The sequence below is a fragment of the Rhodococcus daqingensis genome (genome assembly GCF_042665615.1).
GTDB lineage: Bacteria > Actinomycetota > Actinomycetes > Mycobacteriales > Mycobacteriaceae > Rhodococcus_G > Rhodococcus_G daqingensis.
In genome coordinates this window covers 1-26,080 of record NZ_JBHTCS010000030.1, presented here as the reverse complement: position 1 = coordinate 26,080, position 26,080 = coordinate 1, and the positions used below count along the sequence as shown (strand labels likewise).

The following is a 26,080-nucleotide window of genomic DNA, read 5'->3' as shown; positions in this document are numbered from 1 at the left end:
CTAACGGCATCGCAGGTTCCGGACGGAATCCGCCGCCTCGGGTCAGCTCGCCGAGCGCCCGCTGATGGCCGCGTCCACCTTGGTGAACACCCGCTCCAGGCTGGACAACTCGTCCGCATCCAGCAGGTCGATGAGATAGCGGCGAACCCCGCCGACGTGCGTCGGGGCCGCCTCCTCAAGCCGTCGGCGGCCCTCCTCGGTGAGGATCGCCAACACCCCGCGGCCGTCGTCGAGGCAGGTGTTCCTGGTGACCATCCCGTCGGCTTCCATCCGACGGATCTGATGGGTCAGCTTGCTGCGCGAGGAGACCACGCCGTCCGCGAGATCGCTCATCCGGACCGACCCGTCCGGCGACTCGGACAGCATCACGAGAATCCGATAGTCGGCGGTGGTGATCCCGTGCCGATCCTGTAACTCCCGGTTGAGTATTCCCATCAGCCGCTGGCTGCCATCGATGAAGGCACGCCACGCGCCCATCTCCGCGGCGTCGAGCCAGCGGGGGGTCTCGTACTCGGAACCGTCGATCTGTGTTGTCACACAACCACTCTAGTTGGCCGTCTCCGCAGTTTCATACCGTGCGGTCTGAAATGAGCGTGGACCCCGGCCGCGACGGCCGGGGTCCACGTCAGAACGAGCAGATCAGCTGCGACGCAGCGGCAGCGAGCGCACCCGGATCCGATCCATGCCGAGCGAGGCCAGGGCTCCCGAGCCGAGCGCGGGCGCGACCGTCGGGATGCTCGCCAGCAGGATGGAGGCCTGCTCCTCGATCGTGGCGCCGCCGCGGCGTAGCAACAGCACGCTCGGACCCGACTGCGATGCGATCAGGTCGTCGACGTAGCTGAGTTCCGCGGTGATCAGGGTCCGGCCGTCCGCGGTGGCACGCGCGAGCACCTGATCGTTGTCGCCGCCGCGCAGGTCCGCGTCGAAGACGTGGGTCGCGTCGTAGCCGGCGTCGCGCAACAGTCCGGCCACCTTCGGGCTGAGGTTCTCGTCGACCAGGAACCCGACCCCGTCGACCGCCGCGGCGGGAATGCCCGTGACGACCTCCTGGTAGCTGACGTCGATGTCGTCGGCACCGCCGAGGGCGGCGTAGACGGCCTCGAGGTTGGCGTCCGCCCCGCCCTTCTTCCTGGTGAGCCAGGTCAGTGCGCCCACGCCCAGGCCTGCGGCCGTGAGTCCACCCGCGGCCTTGGCCGCACCGGACAGCCCGGCGCTCGGCGCGTCCACATCGACGTCCACGTCCGCCCCGGCGCCCGACAGCTTGCCGCCCAACACCGCGGCGCCCGCCGCGGCCACACCGACGGCACCGGCCGCACCCGCGACCGCGCCACCGCTGATCGACGGCGGGTCCACATCCAGGTCGCCGCCCAGCTGCGGCGCATCGACGCCGACACCCGCCTTCGGCGGGTCCACATCGACGTCCACGTCCTTCTCGGCACCCGACAGCGTGCCGCCCAGCACAGCGGCGCCCGCCGCGGCCGCACCGACGGCACCGGCCGCCCCCGCGACCGCGCCGCCACTGAGCTTCGGCGCCTTCACATCCGGGAGATCGACATCAGGCAGGTTCAGGCTCGGAGCCTCGTGCTTGGGCGCCGTGAGGTCGGGAGTCTTCGCATCCGGCAGGTCGACATCCGGGGCCTTGAGCGTGGGAGCCTCGAGGTCCGGTCCGGCGACCTTCGGGCTCTTCACGCCCGCGGCGCCGACGTCGCCCTTGCGGCGCCGCCCGAGCAGGCCGAGCAGCCCACCCGCACCCGCGGCGATGGCCAGGCCGACCGGAACGCCCCACCACTTGTTGATGCCGCCGTCGTCGGACGAGTCCGCCGCCGCGTCGACGTCGACGTCGATCTCCCCGTCGACGGCAGGCGCATCGATGTCCACCGAGGGCGGGGAGGGCACGGGCGGCAAGGCCGGCGGCGCCGGGATGCCCGGGATCGACAGACCCTCGAGGTCCACCGCGAGTTCCGGTGGCACGGTGACGAATCCGTCGGCCTCGCTCCAGCGGATCTCCGCGGTGCCGCCGTTGCCGCTGAACTTCGCGATGCGAACGCCGTCGACCTCGGTCTCGGCGGCGATCGGGTATCCGAGCGGGCCGGTCGCGCCACCGAGCTTGTCCCACGCGGCCAGAATGGGTCCGCGGACCAGCCAGGCACCCGCCTCGGGAGTCCAGAAGATCTTCGCGCCGCCCGGCGTGAGGAACTCGCTGACACGGTTCGCGCCGCCGGTGGCGTCCACCTCATCGGTGTTCGGGAACCCGATATCACCGGCGGGACCGCCCAATTCGCGATACTTGTCGAGGATCACGCCATACATGACCTTGGCGCCGCTGTCGGGCGAATAGTAGATCGTGCCGCCCTCGTAGTCCTGACCGAATCCGTTTCCGACGACATATACCCCGCCGACCGGATTGCCGAGCGGAGAGCCCGCACCGCCCCATTCGATGTATTTCTTCTCGATCTCCACGTTCTGGGCCTGCTGGTGCACGACCGCGGGGCTGGCCAGCAGCGGCGAGGCCGCCACCGGCGACGCGACGAGCAGGGCGGTACCGACTGCCGTCGCACAACCGATTGCCACGCGATTGACCAACGGTGAATGCTTCGGCTGTTCCATTGACACAACGGACTCCTCACTGTGCGCGCGCTTCAACGCGGCAACTGATCACACCAGGGAATAACGAGTTTGATCTTGAAGGAGTAAAACATGCCGACCGGTTTGTCGACCGCACATTCCGCGCCCGCGAGTTTCTCGGGAGTCGGAATCGGATACGACCGGCAAATCACCCGGAAACGGCGCGCAATGTGGACGTGTCGATCTCGGCAATGTTCGCGAATCCGGCCAATCCGAGCGTCAGATCGAAATCCGCCAGCAGAATCCGCAGCGCGTGCCGCGCACCGGCCTTGCCCGCGAGGCCGAGCCCGTACACCCACGGCCGGCCGTAGAGCACCGCGTCCGCGCCGAGCGCCAGCGCCGTGAGCACGTCCGCCCCGCACCGAATTCCCGAGTCCAGCAAGACATCCGCGCGCTCCCCGACGGCCGCGGCCACCGGGGCGAGGGCGTCGAGCGCGGCGATCGCGCCGTCCACCTGTCTGCCGCCGTGGTTGCTCACCACCACACCGGACGCACCAGCATCGACCACGGCCCTCGCGTCGTCCGGGTGCACGATGCCCTTGACCGCGATCGGCAGGTCCGTCCACTCCCGCAGGCGGGTCAGGTCGGAGGGACGCAGGGTGTGGTTGCCGAACATCGACACCCAGGTCAGCACGGCCATCTGCATGGCCTCGGCGCTCTCCTCGGGAGCGGTGGAGAGCCGGGAACGGAAGACGGGATCGGTGAGGTAATTCGCGATTCCCTTGCCCTGCAGGAACGGAAGGTGCCCCATCTCGAGATCCCTTGGGCGCCATCCCATTCCCGGGGTGTCCGCGGTGACCACGATCGCCTTCGCGCCCGCGGCCTCCGCCCGGCGCACGAGCGACTGCGCCACCTCGTCGTCCGCCGGCCAGTACAGCTGATACCACCAGTTCTCACCGGAGACCGCCCCGACCTCCTCGATCGGGGTGGACGACGCCGTCGACAGCACCGAACCGATCCCGAGCTCGTCGGCGGCCTCGCCGACCGCGAGCTCCGCATTGGGGTGCACCAGTTCGAGAACCCCGACGGGCGCGGTCAGCACCGGTGCGGCCAGCCTGGTGCCGAGCACCTCCACGCTCAGGTCCCGCGCATCCGGCGCGGCCGTCCCGCGCAGCATCCGGGGCACGATCGAGTGCCGCTCGAACGCGGCGAGGTTCGCCGCGGCGGTCCGCTCGCTCGACGCGCTGCCCGCGATGTAGGCGAACGCCTCCGGTGACAGGGTGGTCGCGGCCAGCTTCTCGAGGCCGGCCGCCGTCATCGGCAACTCCGGCCTGGCGCCGCCGACCCCGGACAGGTAGATCTCGTTCTGCATGTTGCCGAAGTAGGTCACCCGCGTGACGGTAGCGGTTCCAAGCCCTCGGCGGGAGGGTGTGACGCACCGTTTCGGCCGGTCCCGCGACAGCCGGTGGGCCACGGGGCTAGCGTTTTCTCATGCGCGCCATCACCGTCACCGAGCCCGGCGGACCCGAGGTGCTCGAGTGGACCGAGGTCCCCGACCCGCGGCCCCGGCCCGGCGAGGTCCTCGTCGACGTCGCGGCCACCGCTGTCAACCGTGCGGACCTGCTGCAGCGCCAGGGCCTGTATCCACCGCCGCCCGGCGCCAGCGAGATCCTCGGACTCGAATGTTCGGGCACCATCGCCGAACTCGGCGAGGGCGTCCGCGGCTGGGCGGTCGGTGACCGGGTCTGCGCGCTGCTCTCGGGCGGGGGCTACGCGCAGCGAGTGGCGGCCCCGGCGACCCAGCTGCTGCCGGTTCCCGAGGGCCTGGACCTGATCGCGGCGGCGGCGCTGCCCGAGGTCGCCTGCACGGTGTGGTCCAACCTCGTGATGATCGGGGGCCTCCAGGCGGGACAGGTCGTGCTGATCCACGGCGGCGGGGGCGGCATCGGCACGCATGCGATCCAGGTGGCGGCCGCCCTCGGAGCCACCGTCGCCGCGACCGCCGGATCCGAGGGCAAGCTGGCGGTGTGCCGCCAGCTGGGCGCGTCGATCGCCGTCAACTATCGCGAGGACGACTTCGTGACGGCGCTGGCCGGGACCCCGCGCGGTGGTGCCGACCTGATCCTCGACAACATGGGCGGCTCCTATCTCGGCCGCAACATCGACGCCCTGGCCAAGGACGGCCAGCTCTGCGTCATCGGTATGCAGGGCGGCCGGGTCGGCGAGCTGGACCTGGGCAAGCTGCTCGCCAAGCGCGGCCGGGTGTTCGCCACCGGACTGCGCGGCAGGCCCGAGACCGGGCGCTCGAGCAAGGCCGAGATCGTCGCGGCCGTCACCGAGCGCCTGTGGCCGATGATCGCGGACGCCGTCGTGCGTCCCGTCGTGCACGCCGAGCTGCCGATCACCGAGGCCGCGCGGGCCCACGAAATGCTGGACGAGCCCGACACCGTCGGCAAGGTCGTGCTGACGCTCGGGTGAAAACCGATCAGCCGAGGGCGGCGACGGCGCGGACGAGCTGATCGATCTCGTATCGGGTGGTGTAGGGCGCCAGGCCGATCGTCACGGCGCCGCCCTCGTCACTGACGCCGAGCGAATCCAGCAGCCTGCTGCCCCCGCGCTCGCCGACGACCGTGCCGATCCGGCGCTCGGCGAAGTGCAGCGACACCTTCTCCGCGGGCACCCCGGCGACGGTGAAGCTGATGGTCGGCACGCGGCTGTGCGAGGTGCCGATCAGCATCACCTGGGGCAGCCGGCGCAGCGAGGCCATCAGGTACTCGAAGATCCGGTCGTGGTAGTCCTGCAGCGAGCTGATCGAGGTCTCCAGGCGCTCCCTGCGGCTCCCCCGGGCCGTCTCGTCCAGCCCCGCCAGGTAATCGATCGAGGCGGTCAGCCCGGCGAGCAGCGCGTACTGATGTCCGCCCATCTCCAACCGCTCCGGCCCGGTGGCGTACGGGTTCAACGAGATCGCGGGGATCTTGTCGAGCAACGCGGGCTCACGGAAGATCAGGGCACCGATCTGCGGACCGCCCCAGCTCGGCGCGTTCACCGCGAGCACGTCGGCACCGATCTCGTGGATGTCGACGTGCGCGTAGGGCGCGGCCGCGATGGCGTCGGCGACCAGCAGGCCGCCGACCTCGTGGATCCGGTCCGCGGCCACCCGCACGTCCGGTGCCGACCCGACGATCGGGGAAGCCGCGGTCAGCGCGACCAGGCGCGTGGTGGGTCCGATCAGCTCGGCGAACTGCCAGCTGGGCAGGTCGCAGGTGTCGATCTCGACCTCGGCCCAGCGAACCTGCGCACCATAGCGATTGGCGACCCGCAACCACGGCGCGACGTTGGCCTCCTCATCGAGCCGGGAGAGCACCACCCCGGTGCCGAGCCCGAGCCTCGAACTGAGCGCCTCGGCCAGCCACGCCAGCAGCACCGCCCGGTCCTGGCCGAGCACGACGCCCGCCGGGTCGCCGCCCACGAGATCGGCGACGGCCTCGCGGGCCGCGTCCAGGGTCGCCGCGCTGCGCCGCGAGGAGACGTGCCGACCACTGTGCGAGGCCGCGGAGCCGCGGAAGGCCGTCGACACCGCGGTCGACACCGAATCCGGATGCTGCATGCCTGCCTGCGGATCGAGATGGATCCAACCGTCTCCGAGCGAAGGGATAAGTCCCCGCACCCGGGCGACGTCGTATGCCATGCCCGACAGCCTAGGACCTAATTTCGAAACGGTGCGATGCGGATGGCCGGATTGTGAGGCATCACAGTATGTGTGACGGTATACAACACCAACTTTCGCGGGTTCCGCGGGACGGGCCCGGTTCCCGACGACATCGGGCGCGTCGGATCCCCGGGGCCGATGCGCTGGCTCCGCTCCTGATACAAGATGGAGCCATGACGCAACCGGACAATCAGCAGGTGGTCGTGATCGGACCCGACGGTCAGCCGATGGTGGTCGCCGCGGCCGGCCTCGCCGGCGCCGGATCGGGACCCGGCGAGGGCGGCTTCCCGGGTGCGGGCCGCGCGAACGGGGAGAACGGCGAGAACGGCGAGTCGATCGCGGACATGGTGGAACAGCCGGCCAAGGTCATGCGGATCGGCACCATGATCAAGCAGCTCCTCGAGGAGGTCCGCGCCGCACCGCTCGACGACGCCAGCCGGACCCGGCTCAAGGAGATCCACAAGTCCTCGATCCGCGAGCTCGAGCAGGGCCTCGCCCCCGAGCTCCGGGAGGAACTCGAGCGACTGACGCTGCCGTTCACCGATGACCAGGTGCCCACCGACGCGGAACTGCGGATCGCGCAGGCGCAGCTCGTCGGCTGGCTCGAGGGCCTGTTCCACGGCATCCAGACCGCGCTGTTCGCCCAGCAGATGGCGGCCCGGTCGCAGCTCGAGCAGATGCGCCAGAGCGCGCTGCCGCCCGGCACGGGCGCGGGCCACGGGCACCAGAATCCGCAGCAGGGCTCGGGTACCGGCCAGTACCTGTAGGCGCTACCGGTCGGCCCCACGGGGCCGACCAGTAGGCTCGGTCCCCGTGTCAGCATCCGCCCCAGAATCCGAGGCATTGGCCATCGATGTCCCCCCGGTCTCCGACTCGCAGACCTTCCGTCGCGGGTTCAAGGACCTGCGGGACGGATTCGCCCAGCGCGAGCTGTGGCTGAACCTGGGCTGGCAGGACATCAAGCAGCGGTACCGCCGGTCGGTGATCGGCCCGTTCTGGATCACCATCGCCACCGGTGTCCAGGCGACCGCGATCGGCATCCTCTACGCGGCGCTGCTCGACATTCCCCTCGCCGAGTTCCTGCCCTACGTGACGGTCGGTCTGATCGTGTGGAACCTCATCAACGCCTCGATCATCGAGGGGTCCGAGGTGTTCATCGCCAACGAGGGGCTGATCAAACAGCTGCCATCGGCGCTGAGCGTGCACATCTATCGACTGGTGTGGCGGCAACTGCTGTTCTTCGCGCACAACCTGCTGATCTACGTGGTCATGGTGGTGGCGTTCGGGGTGTGGCGGGACCTGAGCTGGGCGTCACTCGCAGCGATCCCGGCGGTGGCGTTGCTCGTGCTCAACGCGGTGTGGGTGTCGATCGTCTTCGGCATCTTCGCCACCCGCTATCGCGACATCGCCCCGATCCTGTCGTCGATGACGCTGCTGCTGTTCGTGCTGACACCGATCATGTGGACCACCCAGAGCCTCGTCGCGCAGGGCGGCGCGGTCGCCGACCGCGCGAGGATCGCCGAGCTCAACCCGCTCTACCACTACCTCGAGATCGTCCGTGCGCCGATGATCGGGCAGCCGCAGGCGCTGTACCACTGGTACATCGTGCTGGGGATCACCGTGGTCGGCTGGGCGCTGGCGCTCATGGCACTGCGCAAGTACCGGGCCCGCGTGCCCTACTGGGTTTAGGGAGAGCGGTCACAGATGACTAAGCACGTCAGCATCGAGACGCACAACGCGTGCGTCGACTTCCCGATCTTCGACGCCAAGTCGCGGTCGCTGAAGAAGGCGTTCCTCGGCAAGGCGGGCGGCGCGATCGGCCGCAACGACTCCGATGTCGTGGTGGTCGAGGCGCTGCGCGACATCACCCTCTCGCTCAAGGAGGGCGACCGGATCGGGCTGGTCGGCCACAACGGCGCGGGCAAGTCGACGCTGCTGCGGCTGCTGTCCGGCATCTACGAGCCGTCCCGCGGCAGCGCCAGGATCCGGGGGCGAGTGGCACCGGTGTTCGATCTCGGCGTCGGCATGGACCCGGAGATCTCCGGCTACGAGAACATCATCATCCGCGGCCTCTTCCTCGGCCAGACCCGCAAGCAGATGCTGGCGAAGATGGACGAGATCGCCGAGTTCACCGAGCTGGGCGAGTACCTGTCCATGCCGCTGCGCACGTACTCGACGGGCATGCGGGTGCGGGTCGCCATGGGCGTGGTGACCAGCATCGACCCGGAGATCCTCCTGCTCGACGAGGGCATCGGCGCGGTCGACGCGGAGTTCATGAAGAAGGCGCGGGTCCGGCTGCAGGCGCTGGTCGAGCGCTCCGGCATCCTGGTGTTCGCGAGCCACTCCAACGAGTTCCTCGCCCAGCTGTGCGACACGGCGATGTGGATCGATCACGGCCAGGTGCGCATGCACGGCGAGATCGAGGACGTCGTGCGCGCCTACGAGGGCGACGACGCCGCCGACCACGTGCGGCACGTCATCGCCGAGATGGAGCGCGAACAGGCCGAGCCGGGGCACGCCCGGTGACCGAACGGATCATCGGCGTGGTGGTCACCCACAAGCGCCGCGAACTGCTCGCCGAGTCGCTGAAGGTGCTCTCCACCCAGTCCCGGCCGCTGGATCACCTCGTGGTGGTCGACAACGCCGACGAGGCAGAGGTGCGCGCACTCGTCGAGGGTTCGGACGTGCCGACCACCTACCTCGGCTCCAAGCACAACCTCGGCGGGGCAGGCGGGTTCGCGCTCGGCATGCTGTATGCGCTCTCGCTCGGCGCCGACTGGCTCTGGCTGGCCGATGACGACGGCCGACCGGAGGGCCCCGAGGTGCTGGCCACCCTGCTCGACTGCGCCACCCGGCACGGGCTGTCCGAGGTGTCCCCCGTCGTGTGCGACATCGACGACCCCGACCGACTGGCCTTCCCGCTGCGTCGCGGGGTCGAGTGGCGGCGGCTGCGCTCGGAACTCGGCGGCAGCGACGAGGACGGCGGGGACCTGCTGCCGGGAATCGCATCCCTGTTCAACGGGGCACTGTTCTCCGCCGCCGCGGTCGACGCGGTCGGCGTCCCGGACCTGCGCCTGTTCGTCCGCGGCGACGAGGTGGAGGTGCATCGCCGGCTGGTCCGCTCCGGATTGGCTTTCGGCACCTGCCTGCAGACCGCCTACGTGCACCCCAACGGGGCCGAGGAGTTCAAGCCGATCCTGGGCGGCCGGATGCACACCCAGTACCCGGACAACGAGACGAAGCGGTTCTACACCTACCGCAACCGCGGCTATCTGCTCTCGCAGCCGGGCATGCGGCGGCTGCTGCCGCAGGAGTGGCTTCGCTTCGGCTGGTTCTTCCTCGTCGACCGCCGGGACCCGGCCGGCCTACGCGACTGGGTGCGGCTGCGCAGGATGGGCAGGCGGGAACGGTTCGAGCGGCACTAGAGACGTGCCCTAAGTGCCCTTCACGTTGACGATCTGGCGGAGCTCGTGCAGCACCGTCACCAGGTCGCGGGCGTCCGCCATCACGGTGGAGATCTCCTTGTAGGCGTCGGGGATCTCGTCGACGAACTCGGCGCTGTCCCGGTATTCGATGCCCCGCATCCGTGCGCGCAGATCGGCCTGGGTGAACCGCCGCTTCGCCTCGGTCCGGGAGAACCGCCTGCCCGCGCCGTGCGGGGCCGAGCACAGACCCTCCGCGTTGCCCTTGCCCTCGACCACGTAGGAGTGCGTCCCCATCGACCCGGGGATCATCGCCCGGACGCCCGCGTGCGCGTCCACCGCACCCTTACGGGTGAGCCAGACGTCCTTGCCGCCGTGGCGTTCCCGCTGGGTGTAATTGTGGTGACAGTTCACTCGTTCGGTCTCTCGGTGATCCTCTGCCCCCATCCACCGCGCGAACACCGCCCCGAACCGGTCCATCATCTCGGCCCGGTTCAGGTAGGCGAAGCGCTGCGCCCAGTTCAGCTCCCGGATGTACTGGTCGAACTCGGGGGTGCCCTCGGTCAGGTAGGCCAGGTCCCGGTTCGGCAGCTTGATGTGCCGCTGTCCGCACAGCCGCTGCGCGACCTGGATGTGGTGCTGGGCGATCTTGTTGCCGACGCCGCGGCTGCCGCTGTGCAGGAACAGCCACACCCGGTCCGTCTCGTCCAGGCACAGCTCGATGAAATGGTTTCCGCCGCCGAGGGATCCGAGCTGCTGGCGCCACTTCGGGGAGTGCGCCAGGTCGACGTGCTCGCGCCTGGCCCGCTTCTCCAGTTCGGCGATCTTCGCGGCGGTGAACGGCCAGCTGTCGAGGTCGGCGTTGTAGTGGCCGGGCGAGAGCGGGATGGCCCGCTCGATCTCGAGACGCAGCGCACCCAGGCCCACCCCGGTGGCGGCGATCCGGGCGTCGACGTCGTCCTCGGTGAACTCGGTCCGCACGCCGATCATGCCGCAACCGATGTCCACCCCGACCGCCGCCGGTATCACCACCCCGAGGGTGGGGATGACGGTGCCGACCGCGCTGCCCTTGCCGAGATGGGCGTCCGGCATCAGCGCCACGTGCGGGTGGATGAACGGCATCGAGGCCGTCTGCCGCGCCTGCGCGAGGGCGCCGCCCTCGATCTGGGAGGCGAAGTTGAGCAGCCTGCGGTCCTCCGTGACGGGAGGCATGATCTCCTGCTTTCCCCGGCGGCGCCCGGCGCCCCCGGCCTCACCTCGAGCATGGCACCTTCCCGCCCGGGCGGGCTGGTGAATTTCCGGCGACCCTGAGCGCGGGTAGCGTGGGAACGAGTTCGCCCGACACGGTTCGATTCCGCCGACCGACGAGAGGCAGACTCCGGATGCTCAAGCGTGTTCGTCGCACCGCCCGACTCAAGTTGCAGAGCGCCGTGGGCGAGGTGATCCACGAGTCCGACCGGCAGGCGCGGTCCGAGCAGGAGGTCCGGCACGACCAGCTGTTGGCCGAATTGTCCGCCACCAACGGCGAACTGACCAGGGTGCTGAACGAGTTGTCGCTCGCCCGCATCGAGGTCGCGACCGTGCGCGAACGCCTCACCGAACTCGAGGAACGCACGCGCCGCGACATCTCGCACGCACTGGATGTCCGCGCCACCGCCGAGGCCGCCGAGTTCGTGCTCGAGCACATGCCCACGGTGCCGGCGCGCTGGCACCCGCACGAGACGCTGCGCTACGCGCTGGACCAGGTGACCGCGGACGGCCTGGCGCTCGAGTTCGGCGTGGCGGGCGGGAGCACCCTGCGCATCATCGCCGACACGCTGCGCCCCACGGGGCACCCGGTGTACGGGTTCGACGTGTTCTCGGGGCTGCCGGAGGCGTGGCGCACCGGGTTCCCGGCCGGCGAGTTCGCGCAGGCGACGCCGCCCGACGTGCCCGGCGCCGAGCTGGTGCCCGGGCTGTTCGAGGACACCCTGCCCGGCTTCCTGGCCGAGCACCCCGGACCGGTCGCGTTCGCGCACCTCGACGCCGACCTGTACTCGTCGACGAGAACGGTGCTGGCCCTGCTGCGCGACCGGCTCGTCGCCGGGACGGTCCTGGTGTTCGACGAGTACTTCAACTACCCCGGCTGGCAGGGCCACGAGCACCGGGCGTGGACCGAGTTCGTGGCCGACACCGGCGTGGCGTTCGACTACCTGGCCTACACGGCGAACAACGAACAGGTGGTGATCCGGCTGCGGGGGTGAGTGGTCGGATTCACTCCCCGTACAGGCGCGCCCAGTTTTCCCGGCTGGTCAGCTGGGGTGCCGCGTCGCGGTACTGGCGGGCGACGGTGGCGCCGTCCTCGCGCAGGCGCCGCAGCACCCTGATCGTGCGCCGCAGCAGCGCCACCGCCTTGCCCTTGTCTCGCTGACGGATTCGCACGCCGGACTGCGAGGCGTCGGTGACCACCACATGATCGAACAGCGAGATGTGCCACCAGTGCGCGTCCTCGCGCGGAACGTTGACCAGGCCGTGCTGGGTACGCCCGAACCACTGGTCGACGGCCCGCTTGATCAGGATCAGACGCATGGCGCTGGGTTCGCCGCCCGAGCGCCGAGTGGTGAGGTCCGCGGACCGCACGGGCGCGGTGGCCGCGTCGTGCTTGACCGTCTCCGGGTACTCGGCCCGCTCCGCGCGGATCGCGGCCATCGCCTCGATGCCGCCGTCCTGCAACACCTTCGGGCCCTCGAGAAAGTCCTCGATACCCCGCAACGTGGTCGCCGCGAGGCCGTACTGCATGCCGACGAGGAACTCGCTGATCTGCCGGAAGAACATCCGGCCCAGCGCCTTGGTGTCCAGTTCGCTGTGCAGGGCGCCCACGATCAGGGAGTTGCGGGTGCTGAAGTAGCGCGCCCAGTCGTCGAAGTCCTTCCAGTAGAAGTCCGCGTGCCAGACCGCCGCGTTCGGCAGCGTGACCGTGACGAAGCCGGCCTCGCGGGCACGGACGCCGTACTCCACGTCGTCCCACTGGAAGAAGATCGGGATGGGCAGACCGACCTTCGCGACGACCTCCGCCGGGATCAGGCAGGTCCACCAGGCGTTGTATCCGGCGTCGACCCGGCGCTCCTGGTTCTTCTTCAGCATGCTCGTGTTGCGCAGCGCCTTGGGCACCTTCTGCCCGTGCTGGAGGGTGGCCAGGTTGACGTCCTCCGCACCCACGTTGAGGAAGTCGGGGTTCAGCAGGAACATCATCTGGGCGCCGACCAGCGTGGGCTCGACCGTGACGTTCGCGAAGGCGTTGAGCCGCAGGACGGTCTCCGGCTCACACAGGATGTCGTCGTCCATCAGGATCACGTCGACGTGCCCGTCGGTCGCGGTGACCTCGTAGAGACCGCGGGTGAAGCCGCCCGCGCCGCCGAGGTTGGGCTGCCGCACGTAGTGCAGCTTGTCCCCGAACCTCGGCGCGACCTCGCCGTACAGTGCGCGGTCCCGGACCAGGTCGGTTCCCTGATCGACCACGTAGACGGCGTCGATGACCTCGAGCACGCGGTCGTCGGAGGCCAGCGCCGCGACCGTCTGCGCGCAGTCGTCGGCGCGGTTGAACGTGCAGATCGCGATCGCGACCGGGCGGACGGTCTGCGGCGCGGCCACGGTCCACTCGAGCTGGTCCACGGTCAGCGGGGCATCCTGCGCGTCGATCTCGACCCAGAGGGCGCCGCCGTCGAGGAACTTGTCCAGCGGTGAGGACAGTTCGACCGTCTGGTCGCCCGATCCGGAGACGGCGCCGACGATCCGGCGGTGCCCGGCGATGTCGGAGGCGACGAGGCGGACCCGGAAGCGGCCGGAACCGGCGGCCCTCAGGCTGACCCGCACCTCGGTGACCGTGGTCCAGCGCTGCCAGTAGCTGGCCGCGAACCGCCCGAAGTAGGTGTTGGTGTGGACGCGCGCGCCCTTGTCCAGGTACAGCGTGTGGCGTTCCCGGTCGCCGGCGCCCTTGCTGAACGCGACGTAGAGATCGTCGTTGACAATCGGTGACATACCGACGAAGACGCCGCGCTGCACGAGCAGTCGCGTCGCGACCTCGGTCGCCAACGCCCCGGACTCAAGGAATTCGGGCTTGTTCATCCAACCGCCAACTCTCGATCGTGTCGCCAATGTCCACCCGCAGGGTATCCCGACGTGCAGTTGACCGACGAAACCACCGAGCTCGACCTCCGTTAATGTCACTGGGCACCCGACCGCGCTACCTGGAGCTCCCGTGACACTCGAACCGCCCGTTTCCACCCGGAGCACCCGATGGGCATGGGGGGCCGTGGTCGCGGGTGTCATCTGCCTCGGATTCGCCCTCGTGCTGAGCGTGGATCCCCGCTACTTCTACGTCGACGACACCGAGTCGGGCGCGGTCGGCAACTGGATCCAGCTCGGTCACCTGATGCGGGAGGGACAGTGGTTCCCGACCCTGGTCCTCGATCAGTGGATGGCGGGCAACTACCCGGTCGAGGGCCAGGGCGGCCTGTGGAACCCGGTGCAGATGGCGATCAACTACGCCGCCCCGTCGGTGGACGACCTCGCGCTCCTGGCGACGGCGGTCAAGCTCGGGTTCTCGATCGTTCTCGGCTGGGGCGTCTACCGGGTGGCGATGGAATACGGTGCCCGCCCGGCCTGGGCCGCGGTCGCCGGCGCCGCCGTCCCGTTCGGCGGCTTCACCCTGTATTTCGAGGACCCGTCCTGGGTCACCTCGCTGATCGGCATGGCATGGGTGGTGCAGGCCTGGGCCAGCGGCGTCCGGTACGCGCGCGGCCGATCCGGCCCCCTGCCGGTGTTCGCGTTCCTCTACCTCGCGATCAGCGTCGGCTACGCGCACACCGCGCTGATGGCGGGCGTGTTGATCGGCTGCCTGATGATCGGTGAATACCTGTATCAGCGGCGTTGGCGGCCGTCCCTGCTGCTCGGCGGGGTCGGCATCGCGGCGGCGGCCTGCGGCGCCGTCACGTTCCTCCCGGGCATGCTCTCGTCGTCGGTGACCTGGCGCACCGGGGAGGAGGGCGCGCTCAACGACAACTTCCTCACCGCACCCTGGTCGGAGACGTTCACCGCGAGCATCCCGTCGTCGGTGTCGAGCATCGAGTCGTGGACCGGGGAGACGACCACCGCGCCGATCACCTACATCGCCTGGTTCGCGATTCCGGCGCTCGCGTTCATCGCATGGCGCAAGGCGCAGCCCGCGCTGCGCGAGTTCTCCGCCCCGCTGCTGCTGCTCGGCTTCATCCTGCTGTTCACCTCCGGTCCCAGCGACATCGGTCAGATCCGGTGGCCGGCGCGCCTGCTGCCGTTCGTCGCGGTGATCGTCCTGGTGCTGCTGGCGGCGCTGCTGAGCCGGTTCGGCACCACGCGACCGCTGCGACCCCGACTCGTCGCGGCGGGACTGCTGGTCCTGGTCCTGGTGCTGCGCGCCAGCTCGTCGGGGCCCCAGTACTTCGGCAGGCACGTCATGTGGGGCGCCCTGATCCTCGTCTTCGGTGCCCTCGCGCTGTACCTGGCCCGCCGATTCGGCGACCGTGCGGTGGCCGCGCTGCTGATCATCACGGTGCTGCCGATCCTCGCCTACCAGGTCTCCACCTACGCGCCGGTGCTCAGCAAGTGGTACCTGCCCACCAGCCAGTCGGAGGCCAAGGCCGAGTTCCCCCGCTGGGAGGGCCCCACCCTGCAGCTGGGCACACGAAGCCTGACCGACGACTCGCCCGACAGCCCCGGCCTGCCCTGGAACTCGCAGGTGTACGGCAACTACGCGAAGGTGCTCGACCTCGACTACGTCAACGCGTACACGCCGATCGGCCATCAGGGCTTCGGCGACTGGCTGTGCATCAAGTACGAGGGCTCGACCTGCGAGGACGCGTTCCGCAACGTCTTCCGCGTCGACGAGTACACCGGGAAGACCACTGCCGACCTGATGCTCCTCGACCGGGTCGTCGTGCAGAAGAAGCAGTATCCGGGCGCCGACCGGCGTCCGGCACCCGAGGGCTGGCAGTGGGTGACGCCGCCCGAGACCGCCGCGCCTCGGCCCGCCTCCGACCAGATCTATGTCCTCGAACGCGTCGGGGGACCGATCTCGGATCGCACCGGTCGGGTCTCGGCGACGGTCGGTGCCGACGCGGTCCCGGAATCGGCGAGCGTCAACTCCGAACGGGTCCGGGTCAGCTCGCCCGACGGCGGCAGTGTGATCTTCGCCCGCCTCGCCTGGCCCGGATACACCGCCACCCTCGACGGTGAACCCTTGCCGACCAAGGGCCTCGGCGACACGTTCCTCTACGTCGACCTGCCGCCCGGCACCGACGATGCCGAGCTGGTCATCACGTTCCGCCCGCCGGGTCAGCGGCTCGGCTTCGCGGCCGCCGGGTTCGGACTGGTGCTGATCGTCGCGCTCACCGGGCTCTACTACCGCGACCGTCGTGTCGCCCGGCGCGGGGTGGACGGGCCGGGCGCGGGCGGGGCGGTGACCGCTTCCGGGGACGGCGACCCCGCGCAGGGTGTATAAACTCCCAGCCTGTGACCTCCGATGACGCCCGACCCACGGCGGTACCGCACCGAATCTCCGTCGTGGTGCCGGTGTACCAGGGCGCCCAGACGCTTCGCGCACTGATCGACGAGATCCTGCCGTGGACGACGACCCGCTTCACCCCGGCGGGCCGGCCCATGCTCGTCGAGGAGGTCCTGCTCGTCTTCGACCACGGCCCGGACGACTCGGCCCAGGTCATCCGGCAGCTCGCCGCCGAACACGATTTCGTCCGGCCGATCTGGCTGAGCCGGAACTTCGGGCAGCATCCGGCGACCCTGGCCGGCATGGCCTCGAGCGGCGGCGAGTGGATCGTCACCATGGACGAGGACGGGCAGCACGACCCCGCCGCGGTCGGCGGGCTGCTCGACACCGCACTCGACGAGCAGGCCACCGTCGTCTACGCGAACCCGACGAACCCCGCCCCGCACGGGATGCTGCGCAACGCCGCCTCCCGCGGCTCGAAGTGGCTCATCGCGCACGCGCTCTCCGGCGACAACACCCGCAGCTTCCAGAGCTTCCGGCTCGTCCTCGGCGAGGTCGGCCGCTCGGTGGCGGCCTACGCGGGCTCGGAGGCCTACCTCGACGTCGCGCTCGGCTGGATCGCGGGCGAGGTGACCACCAGCCCGGTGGCGCTGCGCGCCGAGCACGGCCGCCGCTCCGGCTATCACCTGCGCAGCCTGCTCTCCCACTTCTGGCGAATGGTCCTCTCCAGCGGCACCAAGGGCCTGCGCATGGTCAGCTTCATCGGGGTGCTCTTCGCCGCGCTCGGCCTGGCGCTGGTGCTGTACGTGCTGGTGTCCTACCTCTTCTTCGACGTCGGCAGCGAGGTTCGGGGCTGGGCCTCGACGATGGTGATCCTGCTGTTCGGCATGGGCGCGATCCTGTTCTCCCTCGGGGTGATCGCCGAGTACGTCGGGGTCAACGTCAAGACCGCGATGGGCAAACCGCCGTACCTGATCGTCGGCGATCCGGCGGCAGGCCCGCTCGGACGCGCCGAGTCGGTCCCGCACGAACACCGAGCCGACTCAGCGAGCGACTGACATGACCACCCCGACCTGGATCGTGGGCGGCGGCGGACTGCTCGGCGGCGCCGTCACCCGCGAGCTCGGGCGGCGGGGTCTGCGGGTCGAGACGAGCCGCGTCCCGTGGCGCGACGGCGACCTCGCCAAGCGGGTGCTGTTCGCGGACGCCCGCCGGGTGATCGACTCGGCGAACGGCGGGCCGTGGCGACTCGTCTGGTGCGCGGGCGTCGGCGTGAACGGCACCACGTCCGACGAGTTCGCCGCGGAGAACGCGGTCATGTCCGATGTGCTCGACGAGATCGCCAGGATCACGCGCGGCGCCGCAGAACCCGGCGTGGTCGTGCACGCCTCGTCGGCGGGCGGCGTGTACGCCGGCTCCACCGGGGCACCGTTCACCGAGGACACCGACCCGGTACCGCTCGGCGACTACGGCCGGGCGAAGCTCGCGGCCGAGCAGCTGATGCACCGTTTCGGCGCCGCAACGGGGGCGTCCGTGGTGGTCGGCAGGTTCGCGAACCTGTACGGACCCGGCCAGAACCTGGCCAAACCGCAGGGGCTCATCTCGCACCTGTGCCGCGGCTACCTGATGTCGGCGCCGATCTCGATCTACGTGCCGATGGACACGATGCGCGACTACCTCTACGTGACCGACGCCGCCGCGATGGTCGCCGACGCCCTCGACCTCGCGCAGTCACGCCCCGGTGAGCGGGTCACCAAGATCTTCGCCTCGGGCCAGAGCACCACCATCGGCGCGCTGCTCGGCGCCTGCCGAACCGTGTTCCGCCGCAAGCCGACCGTCGTGCTCGCGTCGTCGCCGCTCGCGAGCGTCCAGTCCGGGGACCTGCGGTTGCGCTCGATCGTCTGGCCGGAACTCGATCGCCGGGCATACCGGACGCTGCCGGCCGGTATCGCCGCCACCCTGGAGGCGACCCGGCGCTCACTCGGCCGGTAGTCCGGTCATTCCGCAGGGTCTGCGGCCCCCAGCACCGTCTCGCCCGCCGCCGCGTAGGCCTGTTCGGTCGCGCTCTTCTGCGGACGCCACCACTGCTCGTTGGCGCGGTACCAGTCGACGGTCGCGGCCAGCCCGGAGCGGAAGTCCCGGTATCGCGGTTCCCATCCGAGTTCGGTCCGCAGCCGGGTGGCGTCGATGGCGTACCGCATGTCGTGGCCCGGCCGGTCGGTGACCGCATCGAAGTCGTCCGGGTCCTTGCCGAGCAACTCCAGGATGGTCCGCACGACGGTGCGATTGTCGACCTCGCCGTCCGCGCCGATCAGGTACGTCTCCCCCGGCGTGCCGCGCTCGATGATCGTCCAGACGGCGCGGTTGTGGTCGTCGACGTGGATCCAGTCCCGGACGTTGAGGCCCTGACCGTAGAGCTTGGGCCGGACACCGTCGAGAACGTTCGTGATCTGCCGCGGGATGAACTTCTCCACGTGCTGGTACGGCCCGTAGTTGTTCGAGCAGTTCGAGATGGTCGCGGAGATGCCGAACGAGCGGGCCCAGGCGCGCACCAGCAGGTCACTCGACGCCTTCGTCGAGGAATACGGGCTCGACGGGTTGTACGGGGTGGCCTCGGTGAACCGGGCCGGGTCGTCGAGTTCCAGGTCGCCGTACACCTCGTCGGTGGAGATGTGGTGGTAGCGCACGCCGTGCTTGCGGATGGCCTCCAGCAGCGTGAACGTGCCGATCACGTTGGTCCGCACGAACGGGGACGGATCATTGAGTGAGTTGTCGTTGTGCGACTCCGCCGCGAAGTGGACGACGAGGTCGGTCCCGGCGATCAGCCGGTCGACCAGGTCGGCGTCGGCGATGTCGCCCTGGACGAACTCGATCCGATCCCGGACCGGCGCCAGCGATTCGACGTTGCCCGCGTACGTCAACGCGTCGAGGACCGTCACCTCGACATCCGGGCGCTCGTCGACGGTCTGCTGGACGAAGTTGGCGCCGATGAATCCTGCGCCGCCGGTCACGAGTAGCTTCACGGTCCGCACGATACCGGTGGCCGGAGTTTGCCCGGGAACCGAACACTGGAACACTGCCCGCTATGCGCGGAATCATTCTGGCCGGTGGAACCGGGTCCCGGCTCCATCCGATCACGCTCGGGGTCAGCAAGCAGTTGGTGCCGGTATTCGACAAGCCGATGATCTACTACCCGCTCTCGACGCTGATGCTGGCCGGCATCCGGGACATCCTGGTGATCACCACCCCCGCGGACGCCGAGCAGTTCCAGCGGCTGCTCGGCGACGGATCCCGGTTCGGTGTCTCCCTCAGCTACCAGGTGCAGGCCGAACCCAACGGCCTCGCGCAGGCGTTCGTGCTCGGCGCCGAGCACATCGGGTCGGACTCCGCCGCACTGGTGCTCGGCGACAACATCTTCTACGGACCCGGCCTGGGTACCCGGCTGAAGCGGTTCGAGCAGATCGAGGGCGGCGCGGTGTTCGCGTACTGGGTCGCCGACCCGACCGCATACGGCGTGATCGAGTTCGACGCGGACGGCCGCGCGATCTCCCTGGAGGAGAAGCCGCAGCTGCCGCGCTCCAACTACGCGGTGCCCGGGCTGTACTTCTACGACAACGACGTGGTGTCGATCGCCCGCGACCTGAAGCCGTCGGCGCGCGGCGAGTACGAGATCACCGACGTCAACCGCGCCTACCTCGAGGCGGGTCGGCTGCAGGTCGAGGTGCTGCCGCGCGGTACCGCCTGGCTCGACACCGGCACCTTCGACTCGCTGCTCGACGCCTCGAACTACGTCCGCACCATCGAGGAGCGGCAGGGCCTGAAGATCGGCGCACCCGAGGAGGTGGCGTGGCGGCGGGGCTTCATCACCGACGACGAGCTGCGGGTGCGCGCCGAGGCACTGGTCAAGTCCGGTTACGGCAACTATCTGCTCGGTCTGCTCGACCGCGGCAAGGAATGGTGAGGAATGCAGTTTCGCGAACTGAAAGTGCCCGGCGCCTGGGAGTTCACCCCCAAGCAGTTCGGTGACGACCGCGGCGTGTTCCTGGAGTGGTTCCGGGACCCGACCTTCACCGAGGCCACCGGCCGGTCCCTGGATCTGCAGCAGGCCAACTGCTCGGTCTCCGCGGCCGGGGTACTGCGGGGCGTCCACTTCGCGGACGTGCCGCCCGGTCAGGCCAAGTACGTGACCTGCGTGCGCGGCGCGGTCCTCGACGTCGCGGTGGACCTGCGGGTCGGGTCGCCGACGTTCGGGGTCTGGGACGCGGTCCTCCTCGACGATGTGGACCGTCGCGCGGTGTTCCTCAGCGAGGGGCTCGGACACGCCTTCCTCTCGCTCGAGGACGACTCCACCGTCGTCTACCTGTGCTCGACCGGGTACGCGCCGGGCCGCGAGCACGGCATCGACCCGCTCGACCCCGAGGTCGGCATCGACTGGCCGACCACGGGCCGGGACGGCACCGAGTTCGAGTTCCGGCTCTCCGACAAGGACGCGGCCGCCCCGTCGCTCGCCGATGCGCTCGAGTCCGGGCTGCTGCCGCGGTTCGGTGCCGACGCGAACCCCCTCGGGTAGGGTGCACCGGGCAAGCGGGCACCACCAGCGATGAAGGACCACCAGTTGACCGACCGAGGTCCCCACACCCCGGGTTCGGGCAGCGCCCCGGCGACCCCGCCCGCAGGCATGACGGGCGGCGCCGGCCCCCTGATGCGGCTGGTCAAGAACCAGGCCCTGGCGTTCCTGCTGGTCGGCGGGTTCAACACAGCGCTCGGCACGGCCTGGTTCATCGCCTGGCAGCTCGCCGTCGGCGACCGGCTCGGCTACCACTTCGCGATCGTCGCGGGCTACCTGTGCAACGTGCTGTGCGCGTTCGCGATGTACCGCTATCTGGTGTTCCGCGTCCGCGGGCACCTGCTGCGGGACCTGTGGCGGTTCGTCGCGGTCAACTTCGGCGCCTTCGCGATCAACATGGCCCTGATGACGCTCGCGGTGTCGGTCTTCGGATTCCCGCCGATCCCGGCGCAGATCGCGATCACCGCGGTCACCGCGACCGCCAGCTTCTTCGGGTATCGAGATTTCTCCTTCAGTAGAAAGAAAAGGTCGAATTCCGCATGACGCCTCGGGTCTCTGTCGTCGTTCCGGCGTACAACAACGCCGATTACATCGCCGAAACGATCGACTCGATCCTCGGACAGACGTTCGAGGACTTCGAGCTGATCATCGCCGATCACGCGTCGACCGATGGCACCCTCGCCGCCCTGGCCCCCTATGCCGACGACCCCCGCGTGACGATCCTGGAGACCCCCGCGGGCGGCGGTGCCAAGGCCAACTGGGACCGTGTCAGTCAGGCCGCGAGCGGCGATCTGCTCAAGCTCGTGTGCGGCGACGACACCATCTTCCCGACCTGCCTCGCCGAGCAGGTGGCCGCGTTCGACGAGCATCCGGAGGCGGTGCTGGTCGCCTCGCAGCGCACCCTGGTCGATGCGGCGGGTAAGACCGTGCTCGCCGCACGCGGACTGGCGGGCCTGTCCGGACCGGTCAGCGGCCGGGTCGCCGCACGGCGGACGGTGACCGCGGGCGCGAACATCTTCGGCGAGCCTGGCTGCGTGCTGATGCGGCGGGCCGTGCTCGAGAAGATCGGCTGGTGGGACGACGCGAACCCGTACCTGATCGACGAGGCCACCTATGTCGGGGTCGCCCTGCACGGCGACGTCGTCGCGATTCCCCGTCCCCTGGCGTCGTTCCGCATCAACGCCGGTCAGTGGAGCGTGCGGCTGGCGCGCCAGCAGGCCTCCCAGGCGGCGGCGTTCCACGAGTCGTTGCGCGCGGCCGAGCCGGGACTGCTGTCCGCGATGGATGTGCGGATCGGCAACGCCAAGGCGCTGGGCACCTCGTTCATGCGCCGCGCGGTCTACATGGTGCTGAAGCGGCGCATGGGCTGAGCGCCTAGGGCCCTCAGTTCCAGTTGATGCCCAGCGACCCGAAGCCGACCGATCCCAGCCCGGTGATGAGGATTCCCTCGGTGAGGATGCCGGTGTTCCCCGAGCCGGTGTTGAGCGAGCCGGTGTTCAGGGATCCCTCGTTGCCCCAACCGGTGTTCCCGAACCCGACGTTGTCGGAGCCGGTGTTGCCGATGCCGGTGTTGCCGGAACCGGTGTTTGCGACGCCGGTGTTGTGCGAGCCGGTGTTCCCGAAGCCGGTGTTGTGCGAACCGGTGTTCTGGGAGCCCGTGTTCTCGGAGCCGGCGCTACCGGAGTCGAAGGTGAACCCGACGCTGCCGAGCCCGGCGAAGCCGGTGTTCAGGCTGCCGACCGCGGGGTGGGTCCACGCCTGCGCGAGCTCGGCCGCTCCCGGCGGCGAGGCCGCGGGTGCGCTCGGGGCCGTGGACGCGGCCGCGACGCCCGCCGATCCGGCCGTCGCGAGCGCCGACGCGAGGGCGATCGCCGTCGCCCGCGCGAACCGGCGCGGCCGCCGATGCGACCTCCCCTTCGATGTGACCTCCATGGAAGTGCCCCTTCCCGGCTCGCACAGTGTGGATCCCGACGCGCGAGCGACGCTACCGCCGACACGGCACGTTCGCGCCGGAATCCGCAGTCCTCGGCGCGTCCGATACCCCGTGGCCTGACGGTGTCCCGCCCGCGATCCGTGCCAGGATTTCGCGCATGGTGATACAGCTGATCGGGTTGGCGCTGACGCTGCTCGGGGCCGGCATGCTGGTGGCGCTGCGGCGCTCTCGAGTGGACGAACCCGAACCGGGCTGGCGCCCTGACCCGACGGTCGACGAGCGCCGCGGCCGATTCTGGGACGACCAGGCCTGGACGCACCGAGTCCGCGCCGGGGACGAGCAGGCGGTCCGGGGCCGACGGTTCCGCGGTCTGTTCTGGGGTCCATGGGTGTGGGCGATCGTCGTCGCGCTGGTGACGCTGGGAGTCGGTGCGGCGGTGTACAACTCGACCGAGTCGGTGGCCGTACTGATGGCGCTGAGCCTGGTCGTGATGTCGTCGCTGGCGCTCGCGTTCTACCTGTTCGTCGCCCGGCAACTCGACCTGCACCAGGCGATCGGGCTGCGGGAGGTGGTGGCGGCGACGGTCACCGCGGCCGGGGTCACCCTGGTCGTCGCGATGACCCTCAACGACCTGGTCATCGAGTCCGTCGGCCTGACCGGCGCCCTGATCACGGTGGGACCGGTCGAGGAATCCACGAAGCTGATCGTGCCGCTGGCCCTGTTCGCGCTCGGCTGGTACCGGAACCCCCGCGCCGGCATCGCGCTCGGGCTGGCCGGCGGCGCCGGGTTCGCGATCGCGGAGACGGTGCTGTACGGGTACACCGTGCCCAAGGGCGGCGCCCCCGACCCCTGTACCGGCGAGACCATCGACGCGCCCGGCGTGGGCGGATCCCTCCTCGCGCAGGCCTTCCGGTTCGTCATGATCTCGCCGCTGCACTGGCTCTGGACCGGCATCGCGGTCGCGGTCATCTGGCGCCTGTGGCACCTCTACGGCAGGGCACGGCTGACTGTTCCGGTCGTCGCGACGCTCGCGGCGGTGATGGCGACGCACTCGCTCAACGACACCAGCGCGCTGATCACCTGCGGCGGCTCAGCCGGCTCGTCCGCGCACTTCGGCATCAACCTTCTGCTGCCGATCGCGCTGTATCTGGCGTTCCGGTTCTTCGCGCGGCAGTCGACGCCGCCGCAGCACATCGGCGTCGTCAGCCGGGGCTGGCACCCGACGCACATCGCCGCCGAACCCGAGACCCTGGCGGAGCCCGCCACCCCCGCGGGACGGCACGAGGAGGTCGACGGCGGACTGGCACCCTGACGTCGCACCCCGACTAGAGGACCACTTCGGGGTGACGCCTACGGGGCGAGAACCACATCTGTGGGCGCAGACGCACCGCAAACGCGCGACCGCGCCCAGGCCGTCCGCGTAATCTGGAACGGCCGCACCACGCCGACCAGAGCCACCTCCGGATGCCGGGTGTACATGAACAGGACCGAGCACGAGAGGACCACCCCGCCGCGTCGCCGTGCCCGCCGCACGCTCGCCCTCCTGACGGTCGCGGCGGCCGTCACGGCCAGCCTGCTCGCCGGACAACGCCTGACCTCGGGGCCGCCGACCCCACTGCTCGGACCGCCCCCGTCGGGGGTCGTCGCCCCGGAAGTCGCCACCCCGCAGTCCGTTACGCCGCTACCACCGCCGCCGATCCCACTCACCCCCGAACAGATCCACGAGCGGATCGCGCCGACGACCGTGCACCTGATCTCGAGCGTGGGCTGGCGGGACACCGCCGGGACCGGCATCGTCCTCACCCCGGACGGCCTCGTCCTGACCAATCACCACGTCATCGACGGCGCCACCGACATCCGCGCGGTGAACCAGAGCAACGGCGCGAGCTACGAGGTCGAGGTGGCCGGGTACGACCGCTCGCGCGACCTCGCGGTGCTGCGGCTGGCGGGCGCGTCCGGCCTGCCGACGCCCGCGCTGGGCCGTTCCGCCGACGTGCACACCGGCGACCCGGTGACCGCCATCGGCAACGCGGAGGGCGGCGGCATACCCCAGGCCGCGGGGGGCATCGTCACCGCGGTGAACCGGACCGTCACCGCGCGCGACTCGGCCGACGGCTCGACCAACAGGTTGTCCGGGCTGATTGAGGTGAACGCCGACATCCGGCCCGGCGACTCCGGCGGACCGCTCGTCGACGACACCGGGGCGGTCATCGGAGTCAGCACGGCGGGCACCGCGGTCTCCCACGACGAGGGGCCGACACCGGCGCCGCGGCAGGAGATCAGGTCGTACGCGGTCCCGATCGACGAGGCGATCACGGTCGTGGAACAGGTCCGCGAGGGCCGCGGCTCGGAGACCGTGCACATCGGGCCGACGCCGCTGCTCGGCATCAGCGTCAGCGACTCCGTCACGATCCCCGGCGCCCGGGTGATCGCGGTCACCTATGGGACACCCGCCGAGGAGGCGGGACTGGTGCGCGGCGACGTGATCACCACCTTCGACGGCAAACCGATCCGGGCCGCGGCGGACCTCACCGCACTGATGGTCGCCCGGCACCCCGGCGACCGCATCGAACTCGGGTGGACCGACAAGGACGGCACGCCCCGAACCGCCGCGATCGTGCTGACCACCGGCCCGCCGCGCTGACCGATGTCGGCTCGACCCGACGGATCCGCGTCAGTGGATCTTGAAGATGACCGCGCGCTGGACGACGAAGTTGATCACCGTCGCGGTGCCCTGGGCGATGACGAAGGCCACCGGCACCTTCCACCACTGATCGGGGAGCGCGTGGACCATCACCTGATTGAGCCCGACCTGCACCGCGAAGGTCACCGCGTAGAGCACGATCACCGCGATGAAGCGGGCGCGGCTGGGCTCGGCCTTGAAGGTCCAGCGCCGGTTGATCAGATAGGCGGTACTCGTGCCGGCGACGAAGCCGATCGACTTCGCCACCGCATAGGGCAGCCCGAGGACCAGGCCGAGGACGTACAGCCCGAAATCCACGACCGCGGACAGCGCACCGGTCGCGATGAACCGCACCATCTGCGTCTTGAGGTCGACGTCCGTGCCGCCCGGCTCGTCGACGAGCGGCAGCTCGACGGGCAGCGGGAGGTGCGGCTCGGGGGCACTGGTGGTTCCGGACACGGGTCGAGGGTAGGCGACCGCGTCCCCCGTGCGCGCTTCTCACCCCGGTCGGGGTCCGAATCGCGCACGGTCCGGGTGCGCGTGACCTGCCGCACAATCCCTGGACCTCCACTGCGGTTGAGGTTGCAGGATCGGGTTCACGTCAACCGCTAAGGAGCATCCCGTGTCTGTCTACTCGCTGCCTGAACTGCCCTACGACTACGCCGCCCTCGAGCCGCACATCTC

Annotated in this window: 24 protein-coding genes; 15 read left to right on the top strand and 9 right to left on the bottom strand. The window is 70.1% G+C overall.

Annotated features, from left to right (window positions below; translation table 11 throughout):
* Positions 1-42: 42 nt before the first annotated feature.
* From ACFQS9_RS24440 to ACFQS9_RS24430, 3 genes are all read right to left on the bottom strand, one after another.
* Positions 43-477 (bottom strand): MarR family winged helix-turn-helix transcriptional regulator, encoded by a 435-nt coding sequence (locus ACFQS9_RS24440; RefSeq protein WP_378409485.1) that lies wholly within the window; start codon positions 475-477, stop codon positions 43-45.
* 162 nt (positions 478-639) lie between these two features.
* Complete coding sequence (locus ACFQS9_RS24435) at positions 640-2,571, bottom strand: DUF5615 family PIN-like protein (protein ID WP_378409149.1); 1,932 nt, start codon at positions 2,569-2,571, stop codon at positions 640-642.
* Positions 2,572-2,773: 202 nt separating this feature from the next.
* Positions 2,774-3,937 (bottom strand): alpha-hydroxy-acid oxidizing protein, encoded by a 1,164-nt coding sequence (locus tag ACFQS9_RS24430; RefSeq protein ID WP_378409484.1) that lies wholly within the window; start codon positions 3,935-3,937, stop codon positions 2,774-2,776.
* A gap of 119 nt (positions 3,938-4,056) precedes the next feature.
* Between ACFQS9_RS24430 and ACFQS9_RS24425 the strand changes: the two genes are divergently transcribed.
* Positions 4,057-5,043 (top strand): NAD(P)H-quinone oxidoreductase, encoded by a 987-nt coding sequence (locus ACFQS9_RS24425; protein WP_378409148.1) that lies wholly within the window; start codon positions 4,057-4,059, stop codon positions 5,041-5,043.
* Positions 5,044-5,050: 7 nt separating this feature from the next.
* Here the strand turns inward: ACFQS9_RS24425 and ACFQS9_RS24420 are convergent, their stop codons facing one another.
* Positions 5,051-6,253 (bottom strand): cysteine desulfurase-like protein, encoded by a 1,203-nt coding sequence (locus ACFQS9_RS24420; RefSeq protein ID WP_378409147.1) that lies wholly within the window; start codon positions 6,251-6,253, stop codon positions 5,051-5,053.
* A 194-nt stretch (positions 6,254-6,447) separates the two neighbouring features.
* On the opposite strand from ACFQS9_RS24420, the gene ACFQS9_RS24415 reads away from it, so the two are divergent.
* Genes ACFQS9_RS24415 through glfT1 form a run of 4 tightly spaced genes read left to right on the top strand, consistent with a single transcriptional unit; the run spans position 6,448 to position 9,699 of the window.
* Positions 6,448-7,041, top strand: coding sequence for a bacterial proteasome activator family protein (locus tag ACFQS9_RS24415; RefSeq protein ID WP_378409146.1), 594 nt, complete (start codon positions 6,448-6,450; stop codon positions 7,039-7,041).
* Between the two features lie 46 nt (positions 7,042-7,087).
* On the top strand, positions 7,088-7,963 hold the full coding sequence (gene wzm, locus ACFQS9_RS24410) for a galactan export ABC transporter permease subunit Wzm/RfbD (RefSeq protein ID WP_378409145.1): 876 nt from the start codon (positions 7,088-7,090) through the stop codon (positions 7,961-7,963).
* A gap of 15 nt (positions 7,964-7,978) precedes the next feature.
* Positions 7,979-8,800: a galactan export ABC transporter ATP-binding subunit Wzt/RfbE gene (gene wzt / locus ACFQS9_RS24405; RefSeq protein WP_378409144.1), complete on the top strand. Its 822-nt coding sequence runs from the start codon at positions 7,979-7,981 to the stop codon at positions 8,798-8,800.
* Entirely contained in the window at positions 8,797-9,699 is a 903-nt protein-coding gene (gene glfT1, locus ACFQS9_RS24400; protein ID WP_378409143.1) for a galactofuranosyltransferase GlfT1, read from the top strand. Before wzt ends, glfT1 begins: the two co-directional genes overlap by 4 nt.
* 9 nt (positions 9,700-9,708) lie before the next feature.
* On the opposite strand, the gene ACFQS9_RS24395 is transcribed toward glfT1, so the two are convergent.
* Entirely contained in the window at positions 9,709-10,908 is a 1,200-nt protein-coding gene (locus tag ACFQS9_RS24395; protein WP_378409142.1) for an RtcB family protein, read from the bottom strand.
* A gap of 170 nt (positions 10,909-11,078) precedes the next feature.
* On the opposite strand from ACFQS9_RS24395, the gene ACFQS9_RS24390 reads away from it, so the two are divergent.
* Entirely contained in the window at positions 11,079-11,939 is an 861-nt protein-coding gene (locus tag ACFQS9_RS24390; protein WP_378409141.1) for a class I SAM-dependent methyltransferase, read from the top strand.
* A 10-nt stretch (positions 11,940-11,949) separates the two neighbouring features.
* Here the strand turns inward: ACFQS9_RS24390 and ACFQS9_RS24385 are convergent, their stop codons facing one another.
* Complete coding sequence (locus ACFQS9_RS24385) at positions 11,950-13,800, bottom strand: glycosyltransferase (protein ID WP_378409140.1); 1,851 nt, start codon at positions 13,798-13,800, stop codon at positions 11,950-11,952.
* A gap of 133 nt (positions 13,801-13,933) precedes the next feature.
* Between ACFQS9_RS24385 and ACFQS9_RS24380 the strand changes: the two genes are divergently transcribed.
* The 3 genes from ACFQS9_RS24380 to ACFQS9_RS24370 are packed head-to-tail and all read left to right on the top strand — an operon-like array spanning position 13,934 to position 18,205.
* Positions 13,934-16,210 (top strand): hypothetical protein, encoded by a 2,277-nt coding sequence (locus tag ACFQS9_RS24380; protein WP_378409139.1) that lies wholly within the window; start codon positions 13,934-13,936, stop codon positions 16,208-16,210.
* Between the two features lie 53 nt (positions 16,211-16,263).
* A complete protein-coding gene (locus ACFQS9_RS24375; protein ID WP_378409483.1) occupies positions 16,264-17,271 on the top strand; it encodes a glycosyltransferase in 1,008 nt (335 codons plus the stop codon).
* A 1-nt stretch (position 17,272) separates the two neighbouring features.
* Positions 17,273-18,205, top strand: coding sequence for an NAD-dependent epimerase/dehydratase family protein (locus ACFQS9_RS24370; protein WP_378409138.1), 933 nt, complete (start codon positions 17,273-17,275; stop codon positions 18,203-18,205).
* A 5-nt stretch (positions 18,206-18,210) separates the two neighbouring features.
* Here ACFQS9_RS24370 and rfbB read toward each other — a convergent pair whose 3' ends face one another.
* Positions 18,211-19,236: a dTDP-glucose 4,6-dehydratase gene (gene rfbB, locus ACFQS9_RS24365; RefSeq protein WP_378409137.1), complete on the bottom strand. Its 1,026-nt coding sequence runs from the start codon at positions 19,234-19,236 to the stop codon at positions 18,211-18,213.
* Between the two features lie 62 nt (positions 19,237-19,298).
* Between rfbB and rfbA the strand changes: the two genes are divergently transcribed.
* From rfbA to ACFQS9_RS24345, 4 genes are read left to right on the top strand one after another with little or no spacing between them, the layout of a single operon-like run.
* Positions 19,299-20,174 carry a glucose-1-phosphate thymidylyltransferase RfbA gene (rfbA, locus tag ACFQS9_RS24360; protein WP_378409136.1) on the top strand — a complete coding sequence of 292 codons (876 nt, stop codon included), beginning with the start codon at positions 19,299-19,301 and terminating at the stop codon, positions 20,172-20,174.
* 3 nt (positions 20,175-20,177) lie between these two features.
* Positions 20,178-20,783 carry a dTDP-4-dehydrorhamnose 3,5-epimerase family protein gene (locus tag ACFQS9_RS24355; protein ID WP_378409135.1) on the top strand — a complete coding sequence of 202 codons (606 nt, stop codon included), beginning with the start codon at positions 20,178-20,180 and terminating at the stop codon, positions 20,781-20,783.
* A gap of 45 nt (positions 20,784-20,828) precedes the next feature.
* Positions 20,829-21,323: a GtrA family protein gene (locus tag ACFQS9_RS24350; RefSeq protein WP_378409134.1), complete on the top strand. Its 495-nt coding sequence runs from the start codon at positions 20,829-20,831 to the stop codon at positions 21,321-21,323.
* Positions 21,320-22,150, top strand: a complete 831-nt coding sequence (locus ACFQS9_RS24345) for a glycosyltransferase family 2 protein (RefSeq protein WP_378409133.1) — start codon at positions 21,320-21,322, stop codon at positions 22,148-22,150. Before ACFQS9_RS24350 ends, ACFQS9_RS24345 begins: the two co-directional genes overlap by 4 nt.
* Positions 22,151-22,163: 13 nt before the next feature.
* Here the strand turns inward: ACFQS9_RS24345 and ACFQS9_RS24340 are convergent, their stop codons facing one another.
* Complete coding sequence (locus ACFQS9_RS24340) at positions 22,164-22,712, bottom strand: hypothetical protein (RefSeq protein ID WP_378409132.1); 549 nt, start codon at positions 22,710-22,712, stop codon at positions 22,164-22,166.
* A 158-nt stretch (positions 22,713-22,870) separates the two neighbouring features.
* On the opposite strand from ACFQS9_RS24340, the gene ACFQS9_RS24335 reads away from it, so the two are divergent.
* Positions 22,871-24,025, top strand: a complete 1,155-nt coding sequence (locus tag ACFQS9_RS24335) for a PrsW family glutamic-type intramembrane protease (RefSeq protein WP_378409131.1) — start codon at positions 22,871-22,873, stop codon at positions 24,023-24,025.
* Between the two features lie 165 nt (positions 24,026-24,190).
* Entirely contained in the window at positions 24,191-25,357 is a 1,167-nt protein-coding gene (locus ACFQS9_RS24330; protein WP_378409130.1) for a S1C family serine protease, read from the top strand.
* A gap of 30 nt (positions 25,358-25,387) precedes the next feature.
* On the opposite strand, the gene ACFQS9_RS24325 is transcribed toward ACFQS9_RS24330, so the two are convergent.
* Positions 25,388-25,855 (bottom strand): GtrA family protein, encoded by a 468-nt coding sequence (locus ACFQS9_RS24325; RefSeq protein ID WP_378409129.1) that lies wholly within the window; start codon positions 25,853-25,855, stop codon positions 25,388-25,390.
* Between the last annotated feature and the right edge of the window lie 225 nt (positions 25,856-26,080).